The following is a 20,164-nucleotide window of genomic DNA, read 5'->3' on the forward strand; positions in this document are numbered from 1 at the left end:
CGCACCCTCGCGCGCCGCCCGCGCACCCTCGCGCGCCGTTCTCATCGCATCCGCCATAACAATCGCGGCACCATCCGGTCGGACCGGGCGCGCCGAACACCCCCCAACGGGTGTCGCGCGTGGAATGATGGCGTGGTGCCCAGCCCGAACCAGGCTCGGCCTTCCCTCCGCACCACCGCCACGACCAGGACACCGATGGACTTCATCGCACAGGAACGCGACCGCTTGCTCCGGTCGACGACCCGTGTCGTCGGCATCGTCTGCGCCCTCGTGTCCGTCGTCGCGGTCATCTGCGCCCTCGCGGTCCCGGTCGTCCCGCTGCTCGGCGGCCTCGCCTGCATCGCGATCATGATCGCCGGGTTCCTCGTCCTCGGGTGGAACGCCTCGGTGTGGTGGACGGCGCTCATCCTGGCCTCCGGCCTCGGCGCCCTCGCGCTCCTGCTGCTCGGCGTCGACGACGTGGCACGCCCGGTGATCGCCTCGGCGGTGATGCCCCTCGCCGCCGGCAGCATCTCGGCGCCGCTGATGTCCCAGCGCGGCAACCCCGTCGGACTCGGGATGACCATCTTCGCCGGAGCAGCGGTCGTCGTCGCCATCGTCTGGGCGAGCGGCGGCATCCTCGCCGCCCCGGTCACCGGTGCGCTCCTCGGCTGGGTCCTCATCACGGTCGTGACCATCTGGATCTCCCGGAGCATCCCGCGTGTCGCCCGACGGATCTACAGCATCGGCACCGCGCACCGTGCCGAACGGCAGGCCAGCGAGACCGAGGCGCAGCGTCGACAGGGCGCCCGACTCCTGCACGACACCGTGCTCGCCACGCTGACGCTCCTCGCGCACTCCGGCGTCGGCGTCTCCGAGCAGGCGATGCGCGAGCAGGCAGCCGAGGATGCGCGCCTCCTCCGCCACCTCCGGCTCGGCGCGACGCCGCAGCCGCAGCAGTCCGGGGACTACTCGCTCACCCGCGAAGAGGAGTCCCCGCTCGGGCAGACGCTCGAGTCGGTCAAGCAGCGCTTCGGCCGCATGGGGCTCGAGGTGAGCTGGCACGGCACCGGCCAGGTCCTCCTGCCGTCGAACGTGCTCGACGCCTTCCTGCTCGCGCTCGGCGAGTGCCTCGAGAACGTCCGCCGCCACGCCGGCGTCGGCGAGGCGCACGTCACGATCGTGCACGACAACGAGATGGTCCGCGCGATGGTCACCGACTCGGGCGTCGGCTTCGACCTCACGCACGTCAGCGCCGAGCGCCTCGGCTTCAAGGAGAGCGTCGTCAACCGCCTCCGCGAGGTCGGCGGCGACGCGAAGCTGTTCTCCGCGCCGGGCTCCGGCACCACCGTCGTCCTGGAGGCACCGCGATGAGCCGCATCCCCGAGGACACCATGAGCGCCGGACTCCCCGGCGAGACCGTGCAGCCCGCTCCGCGGACCCGACGGGAGGCGCGGGAGCGGTACCGGGGCAGCGAACGTCGACAGGCGCGCGGCCTCCCCTCCACCTCGACCGGTGCCCGGTCGCTGCGGCAGGCCGCCAAGCCCGGCGCCTCGCTCGGCGCCGGATACCTGGGGCTCGGCGCCGCCGTCCTCACCGGGATCGAGGCCGTGGCGGGGATCGTCTTCTTCCTCATCCGCTGGACCGAGTTCACGAACCCGTGGCTGCCGGCCGCCGCGTGGGCGCTCTACCTCATCGCCGCGGTCGGCGTCGGGCTGAGCCTGCTCACCTACGGCGAACGACTGACCGGCCCGGCGTTCGTGCTCATCTGCGTCGTCCTCGGCTGCGTCGTGACGCTCGACTTCATCGGGATCTGGCCCGAGCACGACATCGCCCACACGGCGTCGGCCTCCGTCGCCGCCGGCTTCGCCCTGCTGCCCATCGCGACGCTCCGCCCCGCCCGCGAGGTCGCCGCCGCCATCGCCGTGCTCGGCCTCGCCTTCGTCGCGATGGCCGTCGCCTCCACCCCGATCACGAGCGACACGCTGCCCGCGATCGTGTCGACCGTCGCACTCGTGACCGTCCCGCCGTCGATCGCGCTCTTCGTCGTGCACCGGTTCCGGCAGCTCGTGCAGCGCGAACTCGACCGGGTGCTCGTGCAGAGCAACGTCGGAGCACCGCAGTTCGCCGTCGGGATGCTCGCGTCGGACGAACTCGCCCGGCTCGACCTCGCCGCCGAGAAGCTGCTCGACGCCGTCGCCAACGGCAGCGACCCGCTCCCGCTCTCCGACGCCTCCGCGTCCGTCGCGGCCTCGCTCGCGACCGAACTGCGACTGCACCTCATCGAGGGGCGCCGCGAGACCTGGCTCTACCACGCGATCACGGAGTCCGACAACCTCGGCCGCTCGGTCAGCGTCGCGGATCCGCAGTCGCTCGCCGGCCACCTCTCCCCCGCGCAACGGGACGGCCTGCTGCAGACGCTGTGGCAGATGGTCGGCGACGGCAAGCAGACCCAGGCCGGCTCGCCCGTGGTCTCGGTCACCCTCGGCCCGGTCGGCTCGGACGGTCACCCCGTCACCGACGAGACGATGGACGTCCCGGTGGTCTTCGAGTCCCGCGGTGTCCCCCGGCGTCGGCTCGGTCCGACCGCGTGGAGCGCGCTGCAGCGGATCGGGCCCTACCAGGACTCCGTCCGCGACGGTGTCCTGCACGTCGTCGCCCACTGCGTCGTCGATCGGCACCCGTCGATGTAGTCGTCGCACGGAACCGGCTGGCCCGACTGCCGGACACCCTGACCAGCCTGCCCGTGCCACGTGGCCCGTCCGCCTAGGATCAGCCACGACCGCCCCCGAGAAAGGACGCCACGATGGCGACTCCAGAGGAACCGATCCGACTCGCACTCGTCGATGACCACAGGATGCTCCTCGGAGCGCTCACCGAGTGGATCCGGAACGCAGCCGACGACATCACGCTCGTCGCCGCCGTCACCACCTGGCCCGAGCTCCTCACGAGCCCGGCGTTCCCGGTCGACGTCGTCCTGCTGGACCTCGACCTCAAGGACTCGATCCCGGTCTCGCTGAAGATCTCGACGCTCAAGACCGCCGGCGTCAAGACCGTCGTGATGAGCACCTACTCGGAGCCGAACGTCGTCCGTGAGGCCCTCGCCTCCGGCGCCCTCGGCTACCTCGTGAAGAGCGAGGACGCCGAGATGATCGTCGAGGCCATCCGCTCCGCCCAGCGCGGCGAGCAGTACGTCTCGGCCGAGCTCGACCTGGCGATCAACAGTGGCGACGTCGGTGGCGTGCCGAAGCTCAGCGCGCAGGAGCGACGCGTGATGGCGCTCTACGGCGGCGGCGAGCCCGTGAAGAGCGTGGCGTACCAGCTCGGCATCTCCGAGGAGACCGCGAAGAGCTACCTCAAGCGCATCCGCGAGAAGTACCGCGTCGCCGGCTTCGACGTCGGCACGAAGGTCGCGCTCCGGAAGCGCGCGATCACCGACGGCATCATCGTGCAGGACGGCAGCCCGCTGGGCCTGTAGCGAGCGCAAACGCGCCCACGCGCGCACGCGCTTCGTGAGCAGAAGAGGTCGGGTTCCGTCACGGAACCCGACCTCTTCTGCTCACCATTCGGGATCGACCGCGGCACCCGACCGACGGGAGGCGCGGGTCGGCTCCTCACCGTGCCTCCCGTCCCGAGGGCGGTCGCGCCCACCGCACGCGCTTCGTGAGCAGAAAAGGTCGGGTCCTCGAACAGGACCCGACCAATTCTGCTCACGATAGGAGACAGAGCCGCGTCAGCCGAGCGGGATCGGCGCAGTGATCGGCCCGGTTGTCGGCGACGACGCCCGCAGCGAGGCGCGGCGCGAGCCCCGACGCTCGGCACCGTAGCTGATCATCGTCATGCCGACCCCGAGGAACGCCAGCACGATGCCGAGCCACCCCGGGGCGGTGAAGCCGAAGCCAGCCGCGATGACCGCGCCGCCGAGGGCCGCCCCGAGCGAGTTCCCGATGTTGAACGCCGAGTGGTTGAGCGCCGCCGCGATCGTCCGGGCGTCACCGGCGACGTCCATCAGGCGGGACTGCACGGCCGGTGGGATCGCGGACGAGGTGGCTCCGAGGAGGAACGCTCCGAGGAACATGCCCCACACCCACTGCGCGGTGAGAACGGTCACGAGCAGGGCGCCGATCAGCGCGAACATGCCGACGTAGATGGTCCGCTTGACGCTGTGGTCGGCGAGGTGCCCGCCGAGCACACCACCGACGACCATGCCGATGCCGACGACCACGAGGACGAGCGGCACGAACGACTCGGGCAGACCGGTGACGTTCTGCACGAGCGGCGAGATGTACGAGTAGACCGCGAAGAACCCGCCGAACCCGACGGCCCCGAGGCCCATCACCATCCAGACCTGCGGCACGCGGAACGCCCGGAGCTCGCGGCCGATCGTCGCGTGCTCGTCACGGGCACTGCGCGGCACGAAGGCCCACACCGCGAGGAACGTCAGGGCGAAGAGGACGGCGACGACGCCGTAGGCGATGCGCCAGCTGGCGACCTGCCCGACCCAGGTGATCGCCGGGACGCCCACGACGTTCGCGACGGACAGGCCGAGCAGCACCATCGCGATGCCCTTGCCACGCTTGCCCGGGCCCATGATGTCCCCCGCCACGATGGAGGCGATGCCGAAGTACGCACCGTGCGGCAGCCCCGCGACGAACCGTGCCACGAGGACGAGGCCGAACGACGGCAGGACCGCGCTCGCGACCGTCGCCAGGACGAACCCGACCAGCAGCACGAGGATCAGCCCCTTGCGCGGGAACTTCGCCGACATCGCCGCGATCGTGGGGGCACCGACGACGACGCCGAGGGCGTACGCGCTCACGAGCCAGCCGGCGTGAGCGATCCCGGCGTCGGGGTCGAGGCCGTACTGCCGCGGCAGGAGTGCCTCGGCGATGTTCGGCAGGAGCCCCATCGCGACGAACTCGGTCGAACCGATGGCGAACCCACCGAGGGCGAGGGCGACGAGCGCGAGCGCGCGGCGCGCAGGCGTGAGCTGGGACATGGTGCCTGTTCTGGACGGGAGGAGCGGGACGGGTTCCGGACGTCGACTCACGTGAGTCGGCTGGGACCGTGGGTGCGCCTGGTCGCCGCACCGAGCCTCCGGGACGTGCGCGTCGCGGGTGGTGCGACCGACGGCGTGCGGAGGGTGGTCCTGGTTCAGCGGTGAACGTGGACGACCGGCCACGGAAGGCGACCGGTCCCAGCAGTGTAGACCGCTCCAAAGCCGGAACGGAAGCGGCGCGGACGAATCGATTCGACCGACGTCAGGCGGCGCGACGCTCCGGCACCCGCGGAGCCGCGGCGGCGCGATCGGGAAGCTCGTCGCGGTGGACCCACCCGGCGCCGCACTCGGTGCAGCTCGCCCAGGCGCTCTGGCCCTGCTCGTCGGTGTCGATGACGACCGTCCGCAGGTCGCAGTCGGGGCACCAGCCGTCGTGCATCATCACGTGCTCCTCGTCGTCGCTTCGCCACCAGGGCGGTTCCGAGTCGCCGGGTGCGGCTCGATGGGCACCATGAGACACCCGACCACCGACATCGCCGGGAGGCCCCCGGCGTGTCGCACGGGCACGGGACGCGGGCCCCGAACCACCGGACGACCGTCCCCACGAGCGCTAGGGTGACGGCATGGGGTGGTGGATCGTGACGGTGGTCGTCCTCGCGGGGCTCGCGGTGCTGTGGTTCGTGATGCACCGGTACACGGACCTGGGCGCACGTTCGCGCCGGTACGAGGGGTCCGACCCCGAGGTCGCCGAGGCACTCCGCCAGGCCGAGGCAGAGTCGGCCCGCGGCCGCATGTACTTCTGACCGGCGTCGGGCAGACCCCGAGCCCGGCCAGACCCGGCCGGAGTCAGACCCGGCCGGAGTCAGACCCGGCCGGAGTCAGACCCGACCGCGGTCAGTCCCCGAGCGCGGTCTCGAGCCGGTCGAGCTTCCCGTCGATCTCCCCGGTGTGCCCCGGGCGGATGTCGGCCTTGAGCACGAGCGACACCCGCGTGCCGTACGCCCCGACCGCCTCGGTGGCGCGCCGGACGACGTCCATGACCTCGTCCCACTCCCCCTCGATCTCGGTGAACATCGACGAGGTGCGGTTCGGCAACCCGCTCTCGCGCACGATGCGCACGGCCGCCGCGACGGCATCGTGGACGGAGCCGTCCGACGACGCGGAGGGACCACCGGACGGGGCGACGGAGAACGCGACGATCATGCGTCCATCCTGCCCGCTGCCGGGGCGAGGGGCACGGGCGTGACCCGGGCCCGCACGCCCAGCCGGACGATCGCGACGACGCTCCACACGAGCACCCCGACCTCGAGGGCGTTCCGGAGCGTCAGGACGACGAGGACCCACGGCTGCACGGTGAGCACCTGGTCGTAGAACCCGGGGTAGATGACCTGCGTCAACACCGCCATCGGGATCGCCGCCACCGCCACGGGCAGGAACCGCCGCGCGCTCGGCCGCCCGGCGACGAGCCCCCACACGATCGGCACGGCGAACCAGCCGATGTACTGCGGCGACCCCACCTTGTTCGCGGCGACGAGCGCGGCGACGAACAGCAGGGCGAGCAGCGGTGCCGCCTCGGCCCGGTGGGCTCCGCGGCGCACGGCCCACAGGGCGAGGAGCACCCCGCCGACGACGATGACGGCCATGAGCGGCGTCGACGCCGCGGCTGCCGCGTGCGTCCCGGCGCCGGACACCTCGAACGTCAGGATCTGCTGGTCGTAGTAGACCGCCGCACCGGGGACGCCGAGGGCCGCCGCCCACATGAACGGGGTCGCGAGGGGCGCCTCGATCTGCAGCGCGCGACCGCTCTGCTCGCCGACGAACGAGAGCAGGTGCGCCGCACCCCCGTAGAGCACGTCGACGAGGATGATGAGCGCCGTGAGGACCACCGCCCCGGCGAGCACTCCGCGGCGGTGCCCCCGTCGGAGCAGGAGGAGGACGCCCACGAGCGCCGCGGGCCACACCTTCGTCCAGGCGCCGGCGGTGAAGAGCGCCGAGGCGACCGCTGGACGCGACGCGACGAAGGCGACACCGACCAGGCCCAGGACGGTCGCGACGGTGTCGATGCGGCCGAGGCCGATCGGGCCGAGCGCGAGCAGGAACGCGAGCCACCACCACACGACGCGGACGCCGAGGCCACGGAAGCGCCAGAGGAACCCGCAGGCGACGGCGTCGAGCACGATCATCAGGGCGAGCCACCCGGTGCCGATCGACGCGACTCCCCCGAGCGCGGCGGCAGCCATCGGCACGATCGCGAGGATCGGGTACACCCAGTCCTCGTCGATGCCGACCCAGAAGCCGGACGCGTGGCCCGTCTCGATCCACCGGCGGTAGGTGATGGTCACGTCGCCGAGCGGCAGGTTCGCCGAGACGGACGTCGACCACCAGAGCACCGCGTGCACGACGGCGAACGCCACGACGAAGGCCACGACCTCGGGCCACCGGGCGCGCCACCGCGAGCGCCACGCCGACCGCTCCACCGTCCTCTGCACCGGACGAGCGTAGCGGTCGAGCGGAGCGGCACGCCCGTCACAGGTTCCCCCGAGCATGACGTGTCACCGTTCCCCTCGTGACCTCCGACACCCCGCGCAGGCGCCGCAAGGCCGTCATCTGGATCGCCGTCGTCGCCGCGGTCGTCGTCGTCGGCGTCGTCGCCGCGGTCGTCGCCACGAAGCTCTACACGAGCAGCGAGAACGCGAAGGCGTCGGCAGCGCCGAGCGTCGCCGCGAGCCGCGCACCCTCGACGCTCGACACCGCCGACCTGTCCGGCACGTGGACGGTCGGCGGCGACTCGGAGGCTGGGTACCGCGTCCACGAAGTCCTCAACGGCTCGGACGTCACCGTCACCGGACGCACCGACCGCGTCACCGGCAGCGCCACCGTCGACGGCACCGCCATCACGAAGGCCACCATCGCCGTCCAGGTCGCCGACATCACGACGGACTCGGCCCAGCGCGACTCGTACTTCCGCGACTCGGCACTCGACACGTCCGCGTTCCCCACCGCGACCTTCACCCTCACCGAGCCGATCGCGGACGCGGTCCCCTCCGGCTCGGGCACGACGAAGGTCGAGGCCACGGGCCGGCTCACCCTGCACGGGGTCAGCAAGTCGGTCACCGCGACGCTCGAGGTCGGGCTGAACGGCGACGGCGTCGACGTCTCCGGATCGATCCCGGTCACCTTCTCGGACTTCGGCGTGCAGGCGCCCAGCCTCGGCTTCGTGCAGGTCGACGACGCGGGTGCGGTCGAGTTCCTCGTGCACGCCACCCCTGCGAGCTGACGCGCCCGACGCGCGTCACGCCGTCGACGTGACCATCTGACGGCCAGGAGGCGCGGTGCCGGCCCGCACTGCACCTCCCGTCCCCGCACGCGCGTGCGCCCAGAGCGTCATCCCGCTCCGTCCCAGATGTGCGTGCGTCCGGGGCGTCGTCCCGCTGTCGTACGACAGCGGCCATGTCGCAACCGCGCGCCTGCAACCGTTGCGCCAGCAACAAACGACCCCTGCGCTGTCGTACGACAGCGGCCATGTCGCAACCGCGCGCCTGCAACCGTTGCGCCAGCAACAAACGACCCCTGCGCTGTCGTACGACAGCGGCGATGTCGCAGCCGCGCGCGTGCAACCGTTGCGCCCGCAACGAACGACCTCTCCGCTGTCGTACGACGTCGGACATGTCGTTCCGAGTCGGTCCAGCCGCCCGCCCCGCCCCGCCCCTACCCCCGAGCGTCGCCCGCGACGACGAGGTCGCGCACCACCCCGGGCAGCTGCTCGATCAGTGCCGTCATGGTGAACGGTCCGCCGCCGGACGCCCGCCGTGCCGCGATCCCGTGGACCACCGCCGCGGTCGCCGCCAGGTGGGCGAGGTCGGACGGCGTCAGCGTGGACCCGGACGCCTCGGCGGCTCCCTGCCGGGCCGCGACCAGCGCCCCGAGCACCCCGCCGAGCACGTCCCCGGCGCCGGCGGCCGCGAGCCACGGCGTCGCCGAGCACGCGACGAGCCGCACCGACCCGTCCGGCGTCGCGACGTGCGTGGCGGACCCCTTCAGGAGCACGACGCTCCCGGTCTGCGCGGCGGCCCGGAGCGCTGCCGCGGCCGGGTCCTGCTCGATGGACTCCCGCGACTCGTGCAGGACGCCGGCGAGCTCCCCCGCGTGCGGCGTCAGCACCGCGAGGGGCCCGAGCTCGACGAGCGGGATCGCGCCGGCGTCGACGACCACGGGGACCCCGTCGTCCGAGGCGTGCCGGAACCCCTCCGCCGTCACGTCGTCCAGGTCGTCGAGCGAGCCCGCCGAGATGCCCGAGCCGACGAGCCAGGCCTGCACCCGGCCGACCCCGGCGACGACCTCGGGACGCCGCGCGAGCACGTGGTCCGACGCACGCGACGGTCCGACGTACCGGACCATCCCGACGCCCGTGTGCACCGCCGCGTCGACCCCCATCACGGCGGCTCCCGGGTACTGGTCGGAGCCCGTCGCGACGCCGAGGACCCCGCGGCGGTACTTCGTGGAGTCGCCGTGCGGGGCGGTGGTCCAGGCGGCGGCGTCGGTCGGGGCGAAGGGGACGAAGTCGTTCACGACCGCCACGTTACGGTGGAGCGCATGAGCCTGTTCCTGCCCGGTCGTGTGGTGGTCTTCGACTACGGCGAGGTGATCAGCCGGACGCCGCACGCGTCCCGCGACGCACTCGTCGCGGCGACCGGGGTGCCGGCGGACGAGCTGTTCCCCGTGTACCAGGAGCTCCGGCACGACCTCGACCGCGGCGACCTCTCCGTGCTGGCGTACTGGCGCGCGATAGCCGAGCGCACCGGCCGGACGTGGAGCACCGCCGAGATCCACCGGTTCTGGGCGATCGACTTCACCGGCTGGTTCGAGGTCGACCCGGACACGCTCGCGATCGTCGAGGAGCTGCACGACGCCGGCACCCGACTGGCCCTGCTCTCGAACGCCGGGTTCGACTTCGGCGACCCGTACCGCCGGTCCCCGATGGGCTCCCTGTTCGAGACGGTCGTGGTGAGCGCCGAGGAGCACGTCCTGAAGCCGGACGCCTCGATCTACCACGACACGTGCGAGCGACTGGGAATCGTCCCGGCGCAGATGGTGTTCGTCGACAACAGGGCCGAGAACGCCGCCGGCGCGGAAGCGATCGGAGCGGTCGGCCACCACTACACGTCGCCCGCCGCACTCCGCGCGTTCCTGCTGGGACTCGCGGACACCGGTGCGACCGCCGAGAAGGAGCCCGCGTGACGTACGCCCTGTTCGAACCGATCACCATCCGTGACCTCACCGTCCGCAACCGCATCTGGGTCTCCCCGATGTGCCAGTACTCGGCCGAGGCCCAGGACGGCCTGCCCACCCCGTGGCACCTCGTCCACCTCGGCGGGTTCGCCAAGGGCGGTGCCGGCGCGGTCGTGGTCGAGGCCACCGGTGTCGTGCCCGAGGGGCGCATCAGCCCGCAGGACCTCGGCCTCTGGAACGACGAGCAGCGCGACGCGTTCCGCCCGATCGTCGACTTCATCCACGCGCAGGGGGCCGCCGCCGGCGTCCAGCTGGCCCACGCCGGCCGCAAGGCGTCGACGTTCCGCCCGTGGGAGCCGACGCACGGGTCCGTGCCCGCCGAGCAGGGCGGCTGGTCGACCGTCGCGCCGTCCGCCGTCGCCTTCGACGGGTACGCCGAGCCGCGCGAGCTCGCCGTCGAGGACATCCGCGTGGTGGCCCTGGCGTTCGCCGCTGCCGCACGCCGCTCGGTCGAGGCCGGCTTCGACCTCGTCGAGATCCACGCCGCCCACGGGTACCTGCTGCACCAGTTCCTCTCGCCGCTCAGCAACCACCGCACCGACTCCTACGGCGGCTCGCTCGAGAACCGCGCCCGCGCGCTCCTCGAGGTGCTCGACGCCGTGCGTGCCGAGGTCGGCGAGGGCTTCCCGGTCGTCGTCCGCTTCTCGGCGACCGACTGGACCCCGGGCGGGCTGACGCTCGAGGAGACCACCGAGGTCGCCCGCTGGGCCGCCGAGCACGGCGCCGACCTCGCCGACGTGTCGACCGGCGGCAACGTGGCCAGCGCGCCGATCCCCGTCGGGCCGGGTTACCAGGTGCCCTTCGCCGACGCGATCAAGCGCGACGCCGGCATCGGGACGATCGCGGTCGGGATGATCTCGGACGCGTTCCAGGCCGAGCAGATCGTCGCGACCGGCCAGGCCGACGTCGTGATGGTCGGCCGCGAGTTCCTCCGCGACCCGGCCTTCCCGCTCCGCGCCGCCGCCGAGCTCGGGGTCAGGGTCGACTACGAGCCGCAGCAGTACCACCGCGCCCGCGTCACGGCGTAGGCCGCGTGCGCGACGCGGGTCGCGCCTCCTGGAACCACCCGCGGTCCGGGAGGCGCGACCCGCATCCTGTACGTCCTCTCGGTTCCGACCCGCGCCAGGCAGTACGATGGGTAGCACTGTGGACGATCCTCCGAATAGTTCCTCGCCTCACTCATCCGCCGCTCACTCGGTGAGCTGCACTCCCTCGCGCCCTGCGGGAGGTGGATCATGAGCCCGATCGACATCGTCATGCTGATCGGTGGCATCCTGCTGACGCTCGGCACCGGCGTCTTCGTCGCGTCCGAGTTCGCGCTGGTCAACCTCGACCGCGCGGACGTCGAGGCACGGCGCGACCGCGGCGAGACCGGCCTCGCGCCCGTCATCGGCGCGCTGAAGGTCACCTCGACCCACCTGTCCAGCGCGCAGCTCGGCATCACGCTGACGACGCTGCTCACCGGCTACCTGCTCGAACCGTCGGTCGCGAAGCTGCTCGAGGCGCCGTTCCTCGCGATGCGGCTCCCCGAGGCGATCGTCGAGACGGTCGGCTCGATCGTGGCGCTCGTCATCGCGACGCTGCTGTCGATGATCCTCGGCGAGCTGGTGCCGAAGAACTTCGCGCTCGCGCTGCCCCTGCAGACCGCCAAGCTCGTCGTGCCCCTGCAGGTGGCGTTCACGACGGTGTTCAAGCCGGCCGTCGCCGTGCTGAACGGCACCGCCAACGCCGTGCTCCGCGCCATGGGGATCGAGCCCCAGGAAGAGCTGTCCGGCGCCCGCAGCGCCGAGGAGCTCACCTCGCTGCTCCGTCGGTCGGCGTCCGAGGGCTCCCTCGAACAGGACACCGCGACGCTCCTCGAGCGCACCATCTCGTTCTCCGAGCTGAGCGCGAGCGACGTGATGACCCCGCGCCCGCGTCTGTCGACGATCCGGGTCTCCGAGTCCGCCGACGACGTCATCGCCCTCGCACGGCGGACCGGGTTCAGCCGGTTCCCCGTGATCGAGGAGGACGCCGACGACGTCGTGGGCATCGTGCACGTGAAGCAGGCCGTCGCCGTCCCGCGCGAGAAGCGTCCGGAGGTGCCCGTCGGCGCCCTCATGACCGACGCCGAACGGGTCCCCGAGACGATGCCCGGCGACACCCTCCTGACCGAGGTCCGCGGTCGCGGCTACCAGATGGTGATCGTGGTCGACGAGTACGGCGGCACCGCCGGGGTCGTGACCCTCGAGGACCTCATCGAGGAGATCGTGGGCGAGGTGTCCGACGAGCACGACCGCGCGCGGATCGACGTCGTCCGCTCCCGCGACTGGCTGACGTTCCCCGGGCTGCTGCGCCCCGACGAGCTCGAGGACCGCGCCGGCGTGACCGTCCCCGAGGACGGCCCGTACGAGACCGTCGGCGGCTTCATCATGTCGACGCTCGGCCGCCTGCCGGTGGTCGGCGACGAGGTCCGGCTCGACGACGGCGTCTTCCGCGTCGAGCGCCTCGACGGCCGCCGCATCGACCGGATCCGCTGGACGCCCACCCCGCCCCCGACCCCGGCGACGGGCATCATCATCCCCGCGACGAAGACCCCGGCCACGAAGACCACGACGAAGGGCAGCACCCGATGAGCTCCGACTGGTGGGGCATCTTCTGGCTCGTCGTGCTGCTGCTCGGCAACGCCTACTTCGTCGCGGCCGAGTTCGCCGTCATCTCCGCCCGCCGCTCGCAGATCGAGCCGCGTGCGGAGGAGGGCTCCAAGGCCGCGCAGATGACACTCTGGGCGATGGAGCACGCCACGCGCATGCTGGCCACCACGCAGCTCGGCATCACGGTCTGCTCGCTCCTCATCCTCAACGTGTCCGAGCCGGCGATCCACCACCTGCTCGAGGTCCCGCTGCACCTGACCGGGTGGAGCGCCGAGGTGATCGGCACGGTCGCGTTCGTCTTCACCCTGCTGCTCGTCTCGTTCCTGCACGTGGTGTTCGGCGAGATGGTGCCGAAGAACATCTCGTTCTCGATGCCGGACCGCGCCGCGCTCCTGCTCGTGCCGACGCTCTGGTACATCGGGCACGGCCTGCACTGGGTGATCGTCGGCCTGAACGAGGCCGCGAACGCCGTGCTGCGCGTGTTCAAGGTCGAGCCGAAGGACGAGGCCGTCAGCGCGTTCACGGTGGAAGAGGTGCAGACCATCGTCGAGCAGTCCCGTCGCGAGGGCACCCTCACCGACGACGGCAAGCTCGCCCTGGCGTTCGAGTTCACCGAGAAGAAGGTCAAGGACGTCGCCGTGCCGATGGCCGAGCTCGTCACGCTCCCCGAGGACGCCACCCCCGGTGACGTCGAACGGGCCGTGGCGCAGCGCGGGTTCTCGCGGTACGTGCTCGTGGCCGAGGACGGCTCCCCCACGGGCTACGTGCACGTGAAGGACGTCATCGACCTCCGCCCCGACGAGTACGACGACCCGGTGCCGCCCAAGCGCATCCGGCAGCTCATCTCGCTCTACACGGAGATGGACCTCGAGGACGCGCTCGCGACGATGCGTGCCGCGGGCCGCCACGTCGCCCGGGCGTTCGACGCCGAGGGCCGGACGCTCGGCGTGCTCTTCCTCGAGGACATCCTCGAGGAGCTCGTCGGCACCGTCGAGGACGCGACCCGGCGGCGGTAGCCGCGCGCGACTGATCGACGGGAGGCGCGGTGCCAGCTGGCACCGCGCCTCCCGTCCGTCCGTGGTCGCGACCACGGCGTCGGCATGCGTTTCGCGCCCAGCGACACGTCACGCGCTGCCTCGCCCGTGAGCTGTCGCTCAGCGCGAGAGTCTGGCGCGCGCTACCAGCTGACGGGGAGCGGCTTGCCCTCCTCGTAGCCGGCGGCCGACTGGATGCCGACGAGCGCCCGCTCGGAGAACTCGGCGAGCGAGGACGCGCCCGCGTACGTCGCCGAGCTGCGGACACCGGTGGTGATCATGTCGAGCAGGTCCTCGACGCTCGGCCGCTCCGGGTCGAGGTAGATCGTCGACGACGAGATGCCCTCGGCGAAGAGCGCCTTGCGGGCCCGCTCGTACGGGTCGAGGCGCTCGAAGCGCTCGCGGACGGCCTTCGCCGACGCCATGCCCCAGCTCTCCTTGTAGGCCTTGCCCGCGGCGTCGCGGCGGAGCACGCCCGGCGCCTCGAGCGTCCCGGCGAACCACGAGCCGATCATCACGGCGGAGGCGCCGGCCGCGAGGGCGAGCGCGACGTCGCGCGGGTACCGGACCCCGCCGTCGGCCCAGACGTGCGCGCCGAGCGAGCGGGCGGCGGCGGCGGTCTCGAGCACCGCGGAGAACTGCGGGCGCCCGACGGCGGTCATCATGCGCGTGGTGCACATCGCGCCGGGTCCGACGCCGACCTTGATGATGCTCGCGCCGGCCTCGACGAGGTGGGCGACGGCGTCGGCGGTGACCACGTTGCCCGCGACGAGCGGGATGTCCAGCCCGAGGGCGGCGACGGTGCGGAGCGCGCGGAGCATGCCCTCCTGGTGGCCGTGCGCGGTGTCGAGGACGAGCACGTCGACGCCGGCGGCCGCGAGGGCCTGCGCCTTGGCGGCGACGTCGCCGTTGATGCCGATCGCGGCGGCGACGCGCAGGCGGCCGGAGGCGTCCACCGCGGGGCGGTAGATGTCGGAGCGGATCGCGCTGGTCTGGCTGACCGTGCCGACGACCTTGCCGTGCCGCATGACCGGCGCGAAGTCGACCTCGGCGGCGCTCAGCACGTCGTACACGTGCCGCGGGGTGCCGGCGTCCTCGGCGTCGATCGCGGTCGAGGCGCCGTGCAGCAGGTCGCGGAGCGTCGCGTCGGGTCCGGCGGTGCCGAGTCGACCGGCGGGGACGCAGCCGAGGTACGCACCAGCGGCGTCCCGCACGACGACCCCGCGGCCGGCGACGGGCAGCAGCTGCTCGAGCGCCTCGGCGACGGTGGTGTCGGCGCCCATGTCGTAGGCGGTGTCGAAGTCGACGGGCTGCTCCTTGACCCAGCGGATCGCGGCGTCGAGGTCCTGCAGGTGCATGTCCTGCGGCAGGACGCCGAGGCCGCCGCGTCGGGCGAGCGTCGCGGCGAGGCGGGGCCCGGTGACCGAGTTCATGTTGGCGCTGACGATCGGGATGGTCGCACCGGATCCGTCGTTCGCCGAGAGGTCCACGTCGAACCGGCTCGTCACCGCCGACCGGCTGGGGACGAGGAAGACGTCGGAGTAGGTCAGGTCGTGTGTCGGCCGCGTCTCGTAGAACCTCATGGGCCCCACTGTACGGCGATGCGGGGTGGCCGGTCGGGGTGGTCGGTCGGGGCGGCTCGGCACGCCTCCGGCGCGACACGCGCGACACCCCCTCGCCGTGCGCGACCCGCCTCCGCCTGACACCGAACGGTCATCCGCGAGCGGCTAGGCTTGGCACCTGTGCGAGGCAGGGTTGCCACGCACGACACACACGAGCATCTATCGACGGAGAGTGGGCGATCGGCTGTGTCGAGCCATCTGACCGGAACGGACGAGACCGCGGGCGAATTCGGGGCGAACGAGTGGCTCGTCGACGAGCTCTACGAGCAGTTCGTCGCCGACAAGGAGTCCGTGGACAAGTCCTGGTGGCCGGTCCTCGAGAGCTACCACCGCACCCAGGGCAGCGCCACGTCGAGCCCGACCCCCGCAGCGCCGGCCGCACCCGAGCAGCAGCAGTCCACGACCCAGCAGCCCGCGACCGGTGACGCCCCCGGCGAGGCGAAGGCCGGGCCGATCCAGGCGAAGACCACGTCGCGCCAGCCCACCCCGCAGCCGATCCCGGCCGAGGCGAACGACGAGGCCGACCACCACGAGGAGACCCACGAGGACGTGGCGACCCCGCTCCGGGGCATGGCGAAGACGCTCGCGTCGAACATGGACGCCTCGCTCACGGTCCCGACCGCGACGAGCGTGCGGACGATCCCGGCGAAGCTGATGATCGACAACCGCATCGTCATCAACAACCACCTCCGTCGGGCCCGCGGCGGGAAGATCTCGTTCACGCACCTCATCGGGTGGGCGATGGTGCAGGCGCTCAAGGAGTTCCCGAGCCAGAACGTGTTCTACGAGGAGCGCGACGGCAAGCCCTTCGTGGTCGCCCCCGCCCACGTGAACCTCGGCATCGCGATCGACGTCCCGAAGAAGGACGGAACCCGGTCCCTGCTCGTCCCGAGCATCAAGCGCGCCGAGACGCTCACGTTCGGCCAGTTCCTCTCCGCCTACGAGGACCTCGTCAAGCGCGCCCGCGACAACAAGCTCACCCCGACCGACTTCCAGGGCACGACGATCTCGCTGACGAACCCCGGCGGCATCGGCACGGTGCACTCGGTCCCCCGCCTCACCAAGGGGCAGGGCGCGATCATCGGCGCCGGTGCGCTCGAGTACCCCGCACAGTTCCAGGGGTCCGCGGCGAAGACGCTCGTCGAGCTCGGCATCGGCAAGACCATCACGCTCACGAGCACCTACGACCACCGCGTCATCCAGGGCGCCGGGTCGGGCGAGTACCTCAAGAAGGTGCACGAGCGGCTCATCGGCGAGCACGCCTTCTACGAGGACATCTTCTCGGCGCTCCGGATCCCCTACAAGCCGATCCAGTGGGCGAACGACATCAACGTCGACCTCGCGCACCGGGTGAACAAGACCGCGCGCGTGCAGGAGCTCATCAACAGCTTCCGCGTCCGCGGGCACCTGATGGCCGACATCGACCCGCTCGAGTACCGGCAGCGCACCCACCCGGACCTCGAGATCGAGAGCCACGGACTGACCTTCTGGGACCTCGACCGCGAGTTCGTCACCGGCGGGCTCGCCGGCACGACCAACGCGCCGCTCCGCGACGTGCTCGGGATCCTCCGCGACGCCTACTGCCGCACGGTCGGCATCGAGTACATGCACATCCAGGACCCGGAGCAGCGCCGCTGGGTGCAGGCGCACATCGAGGTGCCGTACTCGAAGCCCTCGAAGGACGAGCAGCTCCGTGTCCTCGGCAAGCTCAACGAGGCCGAGGCGTTCGAGACCTTCCTGCAGACGAAGTACGTCGGCCAGAAGCGCTTCTCGCTCGAGGGTGGCGAGTCGACGATCGCCTTCCTCGACTCGCTCATCCAGCACGCCGCGACCGCCGGCCTCGACGAGGTCGCGATCGGCATGGCACACCGCGGCCGCCTCAACGTGCTGACGAACATCGCCGGCAAGACCTACGGTCAGATCTTCCGCGAGTTCGAGGGCTCGGCGCTCCCCGGCACCGTCTCGGGCCAGGGATCGGGCGACGTGAAGTACCACGTCGGCACCGAGGGCGTCTTCCGCGCGAGCGACGGCACCGCCATCCCCGTGACGATCGCCGCGAACCCGTCCCACCTCGAGGCCGTCGACGGCGTGCTCGAGGGGATCGTCCGCGCGAAGCAGGACCGCCAGGCACCCGGCACGTTCGGCGTGCTGCCGGTGCTCGTCCACGGCGACGCGGCGATGGCCGGACAGGGCGTCGTGGTCGAGACCCTGCAGATGTCGCAGCTGCGCGGCTACCGCACCGGCGGCACCGTGCACCTCGTGATCAACAACCAGGTCGGGTTCACCACCCCGCCCGAGTCGGCTCGCAGCTCGGTGTACTCCACCGACGTCGCGAAGACGATCCAGGCACCGATCTTCCACGTGAACGGGGACGACCCCGAGGCCGTGGCCCGCGTCGCCGAGCTCGCCTTCGCCTACCGCGAGGAGTTCCACCGCGACGTCGTCATCGACCTCATCTGCTACCGCCGCCGCGGGCACAACGAGGGCGACGACCCCTCGATGACGCAGCCGCTCATGTACAACCTCATCGAGGCGAAGCGCTCCGTCCGCACCCTCTACACCGAGGCCCTCGTCGGCCGCGGCGACATCACGCAGGAGGAGTACGACGAGGCGCACCGCGACTTCCAGGACCGCCTCGAACGCGCCTTCGCCGAGACCCACGAAGCCCAGACCGGCACGATCCCGGTCGTCACGGTCGACGACGACGGCGCCGTGCAGGGCCTCGAACGGCCGGCGGCACAGCGCGACGACTCCGAGGTCGAGGTGCACGACACCGCCGTCTCCGAGGACCTCGTCCGGGCGATCGGCGACGCGCACAGCAACCCGCCGGCCGGCTTCCAGGTCCACCCGAAGCTGCAGCAGCTGCTGACCAAGCGCACCGACATGACCCGGAACGGCGGCGTCGACTGGGCGATGGCCGAGCTCATGGCGATCGGCTCGATCCTCGTCGAGGGCAAGCCGGTCCGGCTCGCCGGGCAGGACGCCCGCCGCGGCACGTTCGTGCAGCGCCAGGCCGTCTTCCACGACCGGGTGAACGGCCAGGAGTGGCTGCCGCTCGCGAACCTCACCGAGGACCAGGCCCGCCTGTACATCTACGACTCGCTCCTCAGCGAGTACGCCGCGATGGCGTTCGAGTACGGCTACTCGGTCGAGCGCCCCGAGGCCCTCGTGCTGTGGGAGGCGCAGTTCGGCGACTTCGCGAACGGCGCCCAGACCGTCATCGACGAGTTCATCTCGTCGGCCGAGCAGAAGTGGGGACAGCGCTCGGGCCTCGTGCTCCTGCTCCCCCACGGCTACGAGGGCCAGGGGCCGGACCACTCGTCGGCGCGCATCGAGCGCTACCTGCAGCTCTGCGCCGAGGACAACATGGTGGTCGCACGGCCGTCGACCCCGGCGTCGTACTTCCACCTGCTGCGCCGCCAGGCGTGGGAGCGTCCGCAGAAGCCGCTCATCGTGTTCTCCCCGAAGGCCATGCTGCGCCTCCGCCAGGCGACCAGCCCGGTGGACGCGTTCACGAGCGGCACCTTCGCCGAGGTCATCGACGACGACCGCGTGACCGACCGGTCCGCCGTCCGCCGCGTGGTCCTGCACTCCGGCAAGGTGCACCACGACCTGCGCGCCGAGGTCGAGAAGCGCGGCGTCACCGACGTGGCCCTCGTCCGGCTCGAGCAGCTCGCGCCGCTCCCCCTCGACCAGATCCTCGAGGTGCTCGCGGGCTACCCGGAGGCCGACGTCGTCTGGGCGCAGGAGGAGCCGGAGAACCAGGGCGCCTGGCCGTTCGTCTGCATGAACCTGTCGCCGCACCTCGACGGCCGCCCGCTGTCGGTCGCCGCTCGCCCTGCGAGTGCCGCTCCGGCGACGGGCTCCTCGAAGCGCTCCGCGCAGGAGGCGACCGAGGTCATCACGAAGGCCCTGGGCTAGCCGGGCGCCGTCGGGCTCGCCGACGCCCCGGCGTCCGTCGGGCTCGCCGACGCTCCGGGGGCCGTCGGGATCGCCGACGCCCCGGCGATCCCGAGGGCCAGAGCGCGCCCCGCACCGAACACTGCGCCCCGTCTCGACGGGGCGCAGTGTTCGTCAGGGGGTGCGATCAGCGGCCGCGCGATGGGCGCCCACGCAATCGCGCCCGCGCCATCAGCGCTGGCGCGATGGGCGCCCGCGCGATCGTCACCGGAGCTTCGTGTAGCGCACCCCGGCGTCGTGGTAGCCGCGCTTCTGGTAGAAGCGGTGCGCGCTGTCCGTGGCCGCGGCGCTGACCGCGCTGAGGCGACGCGCGCCCTGCTCGACCGCCCACGCCTCGAAGGTGCCGATGAGCGCGGAACCCGTGCCGAGCCTCCTGGCCGACTCGTCGACCACCATGAGCAGCAGCTGCGCGGTCGGCTCGTCGCTGGCGTACGCCCACGTGACCTGGGCGCCGGCGACGGCGATCGCGCGACCGTCGTCGTCCCGCACCAGCCAGGTCCGGTGGCCGGCCTCGGGCGTGAGCCGCTCGAGGCGGGCACGCATCGCGGCGTCGTCGACCTCGTGGCCGAGCAGGCGGACGAGGGCGGCGACGTCGGAGACGTCCGTGTCGGACCAGGTGGTGATCGACTCGACGGAGAGGGTCATGCC

The 20,164-nt window shown here is 72.1% G+C and carries 17 protein-coding genes; 10 read left to right on the forward strand and 7 right to left on the reverse strand.

Annotated elements, in window-relative coordinates; all coding sequences use genetic code 11:
- The first annotated feature begins 195 nt into the window (after positions 1 to 195).
- The 3 genes from ACQXVK_RS09250 (at position 196) to ACQXVK_RS09260 (ending at position 3,457) form a co-directional block, all read left to right on the forward strand.
- On the forward strand, positions 196 to 1,353 hold the full coding sequence (locus ACQXVK_RS09250; RefSeq protein ID WP_430853364.1) for a sensor histidine kinase: 1,158 nt from the start codon (positions 196 to 198) through the stop codon (positions 1,351 to 1,353).
- Positions 1,350 to 2,672 carry a hypothetical protein gene (locus tag ACQXVK_RS09255; RefSeq protein ID WP_402263527.1) on the forward strand — a complete coding sequence of 441 codons (1,323 nt, stop codon included), beginning with the start codon at positions 1,350 to 1,352 and terminating at the stop codon, positions 2,670 to 2,672. The genes ACQXVK_RS09250 and ACQXVK_RS09255 overlap by 4 nt, the downstream gene beginning before the upstream one ends.
- Before the next feature lie 113 nt (positions 2,673 to 2,785).
- Positions 2,786 to 3,457, forward strand: coding sequence for a response regulator (locus tag ACQXVK_RS09260; protein ID WP_070416359.1), 672 nt, complete (start codon positions 2,786 to 2,788; stop codon positions 3,455 to 3,457).
- A gap of 255 nt (positions 3,458 to 3,712) precedes the next feature.
- On the opposite strand, the gene ACQXVK_RS09265 is transcribed toward ACQXVK_RS09260, so the two are convergent.
- Both ACQXVK_RS09265 and ACQXVK_RS09270 read right to left on the reverse strand, forming a co-directional pair.
- On the reverse strand, positions 3,713 to 4,978 hold the full coding sequence (locus ACQXVK_RS09265; protein ID WP_430853365.1) for an MFS transporter: 1,266 nt from the start codon (positions 4,976 to 4,978) through the stop codon (positions 3,713 to 3,715).
- 262 nt (positions 4,979 to 5,240) lie between these two features.
- The gene (locus tag ACQXVK_RS09270; RefSeq protein ID WP_416393751.1) at positions 5,241 to 5,420 is read right to left on the reverse strand and encodes a hypothetical protein; all 180 of its coding nucleotides are present in this window, start codon (positions 5,418 to 5,420) and stop codon (positions 5,241 to 5,243) included.
- A gap of 181 nt (positions 5,421 to 5,601) precedes the next feature.
- On the opposite strand from ACQXVK_RS09270, the gene ACQXVK_RS09275 reads away from it, so the two are divergent.
- Positions 5,602 to 5,781 carry a hypothetical protein gene (locus ACQXVK_RS09275; protein WP_402263537.1) on the forward strand — a complete coding sequence of 60 codons (180 nt, stop codon included), beginning with the start codon at positions 5,602 to 5,604 and terminating at the stop codon, positions 5,779 to 5,781.
- A gap of 91 nt (positions 5,782 to 5,872) precedes the next feature.
- Here the strand turns inward: ACQXVK_RS09275 and ACQXVK_RS09280 are convergent, their stop codons facing one another.
- The gene (locus ACQXVK_RS09280) at positions 5,873 to 6,181 is read right to left on the reverse strand and encodes a thiamine-binding protein (RefSeq protein WP_430853366.1); all 309 of its coding nucleotides are present in this window, start codon (positions 6,179 to 6,181) and stop codon (positions 5,873 to 5,875) included.
- Entirely contained in the window at positions 6,178 to 7,467 is a 1,290-nt protein-coding gene (locus ACQXVK_RS09285; RefSeq protein ID WP_430853367.1) for a glycosyltransferase 87 family protein, read from the reverse strand. Before ACQXVK_RS09285 ends, ACQXVK_RS09280 begins: the two co-directional genes overlap by 4 nt.
- 77 nt (positions 7,468 to 7,544) lie before the next feature.
- Between ACQXVK_RS09285 and ACQXVK_RS09290 the strand changes: the two genes are divergently transcribed.
- Positions 7,545 to 8,255: a YceI family protein gene (locus tag ACQXVK_RS09290; RefSeq protein WP_430853368.1), complete on the forward strand. Its 711-nt coding sequence runs from the start codon at positions 7,545 to 7,547 to the stop codon at positions 8,253 to 8,255.
- A 431-nt stretch (positions 8,256 to 8,686) separates the two neighbouring features.
- On the opposite strand, the gene ACQXVK_RS09295 is transcribed toward ACQXVK_RS09290, so the two are convergent.
- The gene (locus ACQXVK_RS09295; RefSeq protein WP_430853369.1) at positions 8,687 to 9,547 is read right to left on the reverse strand and encodes an ADP-dependent NAD(P)H-hydrate dehydratase; all 861 of its coding nucleotides are present in this window, start codon (positions 9,545 to 9,547) and stop codon (positions 8,687 to 8,689) included.
- A 24-nt stretch (positions 9,548 to 9,571) separates the two neighbouring features.
- Here ACQXVK_RS09295 and ACQXVK_RS09300 point away from each other — a divergent pair, with 24 nt between their 5' ends.
- From ACQXVK_RS09300 to ACQXVK_RS09315, 4 genes are all read left to right on the forward strand, one after another.
- Positions 9,572 to 10,216, forward strand: coding sequence for an HAD family hydrolase (locus ACQXVK_RS09300; protein WP_430853370.1), 645 nt, complete (start codon positions 9,572 to 9,574; stop codon positions 10,214 to 10,216).
- Positions 10,213 to 11,295 carry an NADH:flavin oxidoreductase/NADH oxidase gene (locus ACQXVK_RS09305; RefSeq protein WP_430853371.1) on the forward strand — a complete coding sequence of 361 codons (1,083 nt, stop codon included), beginning with the start codon at positions 10,213 to 10,215 and terminating at the stop codon, positions 11,293 to 11,295. Before ACQXVK_RS09300 ends, ACQXVK_RS09305 begins: the two co-directional genes overlap by 4 nt.
- A gap of 207 nt (positions 11,296 to 11,502) precedes the next feature.
- The gene (locus ACQXVK_RS09310; RefSeq protein WP_430853372.1) at positions 11,503 to 12,882 is read left to right on the forward strand and encodes a hemolysin family protein; all 1,380 of its coding nucleotides are present in this window, start codon (positions 11,503 to 11,505) and stop codon (positions 12,880 to 12,882) included.
- On the forward strand, positions 12,879 to 13,916 hold the full coding sequence (locus tag ACQXVK_RS09315; protein WP_022907558.1) for a hemolysin family protein: 1,038 nt from the start codon (positions 12,879 to 12,881) through the stop codon (positions 13,914 to 13,916). Before ACQXVK_RS09310 ends, ACQXVK_RS09315 begins: the two co-directional genes overlap by 4 nt.
- A 161-nt stretch (positions 13,917 to 14,077) precedes the next feature.
- On the opposite strand, the gene ACQXVK_RS09320 is transcribed toward ACQXVK_RS09315, so the two are convergent.
- Complete coding sequence (locus tag ACQXVK_RS09320; protein WP_402263559.1) at positions 14,078 to 15,517, reverse strand: GuaB1 family IMP dehydrogenase-related protein; 1,440 nt, start codon at positions 15,515 to 15,517, stop codon at positions 14,078 to 14,080.
- Positions 15,518 to 15,742: 225 nt separating this feature from the next.
- On the opposite strand from ACQXVK_RS09320, the gene ACQXVK_RS09325 reads away from it, so the two are divergent.
- Positions 15,743 to 19,477, forward strand: a complete 3,735-nt coding sequence (locus ACQXVK_RS09325) for a multifunctional oxoglutarate decarboxylase/oxoglutarate dehydrogenase thiamine pyrophosphate-binding subunit/dihydrolipoyllysine-residue succinyltransferase subunit (RefSeq protein ID WP_430853373.1) — start codon at positions 15,743 to 15,745, stop codon at positions 19,475 to 19,477.
- A 243-nt stretch (positions 19,478 to 19,720) separates the two neighbouring features.
- Here ACQXVK_RS09325 and ACQXVK_RS09330 read toward each other — a convergent pair whose 3' ends face one another.
- Complete coding sequence (locus tag ACQXVK_RS09330; protein WP_022907554.1) at positions 19,721 to 20,161, reverse strand: GNAT family N-acetyltransferase; 441 nt, start codon at positions 20,159 to 20,161, stop codon at positions 19,721 to 19,723.
- Between the last annotated feature and the right edge of the window lie 3 nt (positions 20,162 to 20,164).

Origin of the sequence: Curtobacterium sp. AB451 (assembly GCF_050585845.1) — a bacterium.
Classification (GTDB): Bacteria; Actinomycetota; Actinomycetes; order Actinomycetales; family Microbacteriaceae; genus Curtobacterium.

What these genes read in the sequence shown, in the direction of transcription:
- ACQXVK_RS09250 (WP_430853364.1), top strand. Translation starts at nt 196, where the DNA reads ATGGACTTCATCGCACAGGAACGCGACCGCTTGCTCCGGTCGACGACC.
- ACQXVK_RS09255 (WP_402263527.1), top strand. Translation starts at nt 1,350, where the DNA reads ATGAGCCGCATCCCCGAGGACACCATGAGCGCCGGACTCCCCGGCGAG.
- ACQXVK_RS09260 (WP_070416359.1), top strand. Translation starts at nt 2,786, where the DNA reads ATGGCGACTCCAGAGGAACCGATCCGACTCGCACTCGTCGATGACCAC.
- ACQXVK_RS09265 (WP_430853365.1), bottom strand. Translation starts at nt 4,978, where the DNA reads ATGTCCCAGCTCACGCCTGCGCGCCGCGCGCTCGCGCTCGTCGCCCTC.
- ACQXVK_RS09270 (WP_416393751.1), bottom strand. Translation starts at nt 5,420, where the DNA reads ATGATGCACGACGGCTGGTGCCCCGACTGCGACCTGCGGACGGTCGTC.
- ACQXVK_RS09275 (WP_402263537.1), top strand. Translation starts at nt 5,602, where the DNA reads ATGGGGTGGTGGATCGTGACGGTGGTCGTCCTCGCGGGGCTCGCGGTG.
- ACQXVK_RS09280 (WP_430853366.1), bottom strand. Translation starts at nt 6,181, where the DNA reads ATGATCGTCGCGTTCTCCGTCGCCCCGTCCGGTGGTCCCTCCGCGTCG.
- ACQXVK_RS09300 (WP_430853370.1), top strand. Translation starts at nt 9,572, where the DNA reads ATGAGCCTGTTCCTGCCCGGTCGTGTGGTGGTCTTCGACTACGGCGAG.
- ACQXVK_RS09310 (WP_430853372.1), top strand. Translation starts at nt 11,503, where the DNA reads ATGAGCCCGATCGACATCGTCATGCTGATCGGTGGCATCCTGCTGACG.
- ACQXVK_RS09315 (WP_022907558.1), top strand. Translation starts at nt 12,879, where the DNA reads ATGAGCTCCGACTGGTGGGGCATCTTCTGGCTCGTCGTGCTGCTGCTC.
- ACQXVK_RS09320 (WP_402263559.1), bottom strand. Translation starts at nt 15,517, where the DNA reads ATGAGGTTCTACGAGACGCGGCCGACACACGACCTGACCTACTCCGAC.
- ACQXVK_RS09330 (WP_022907554.1), bottom strand. Translation starts at nt 20,161, where the DNA reads ATGACCCTCTCCGTCGAGTCGATCACCACCTGGTCCGACACGGACGTC.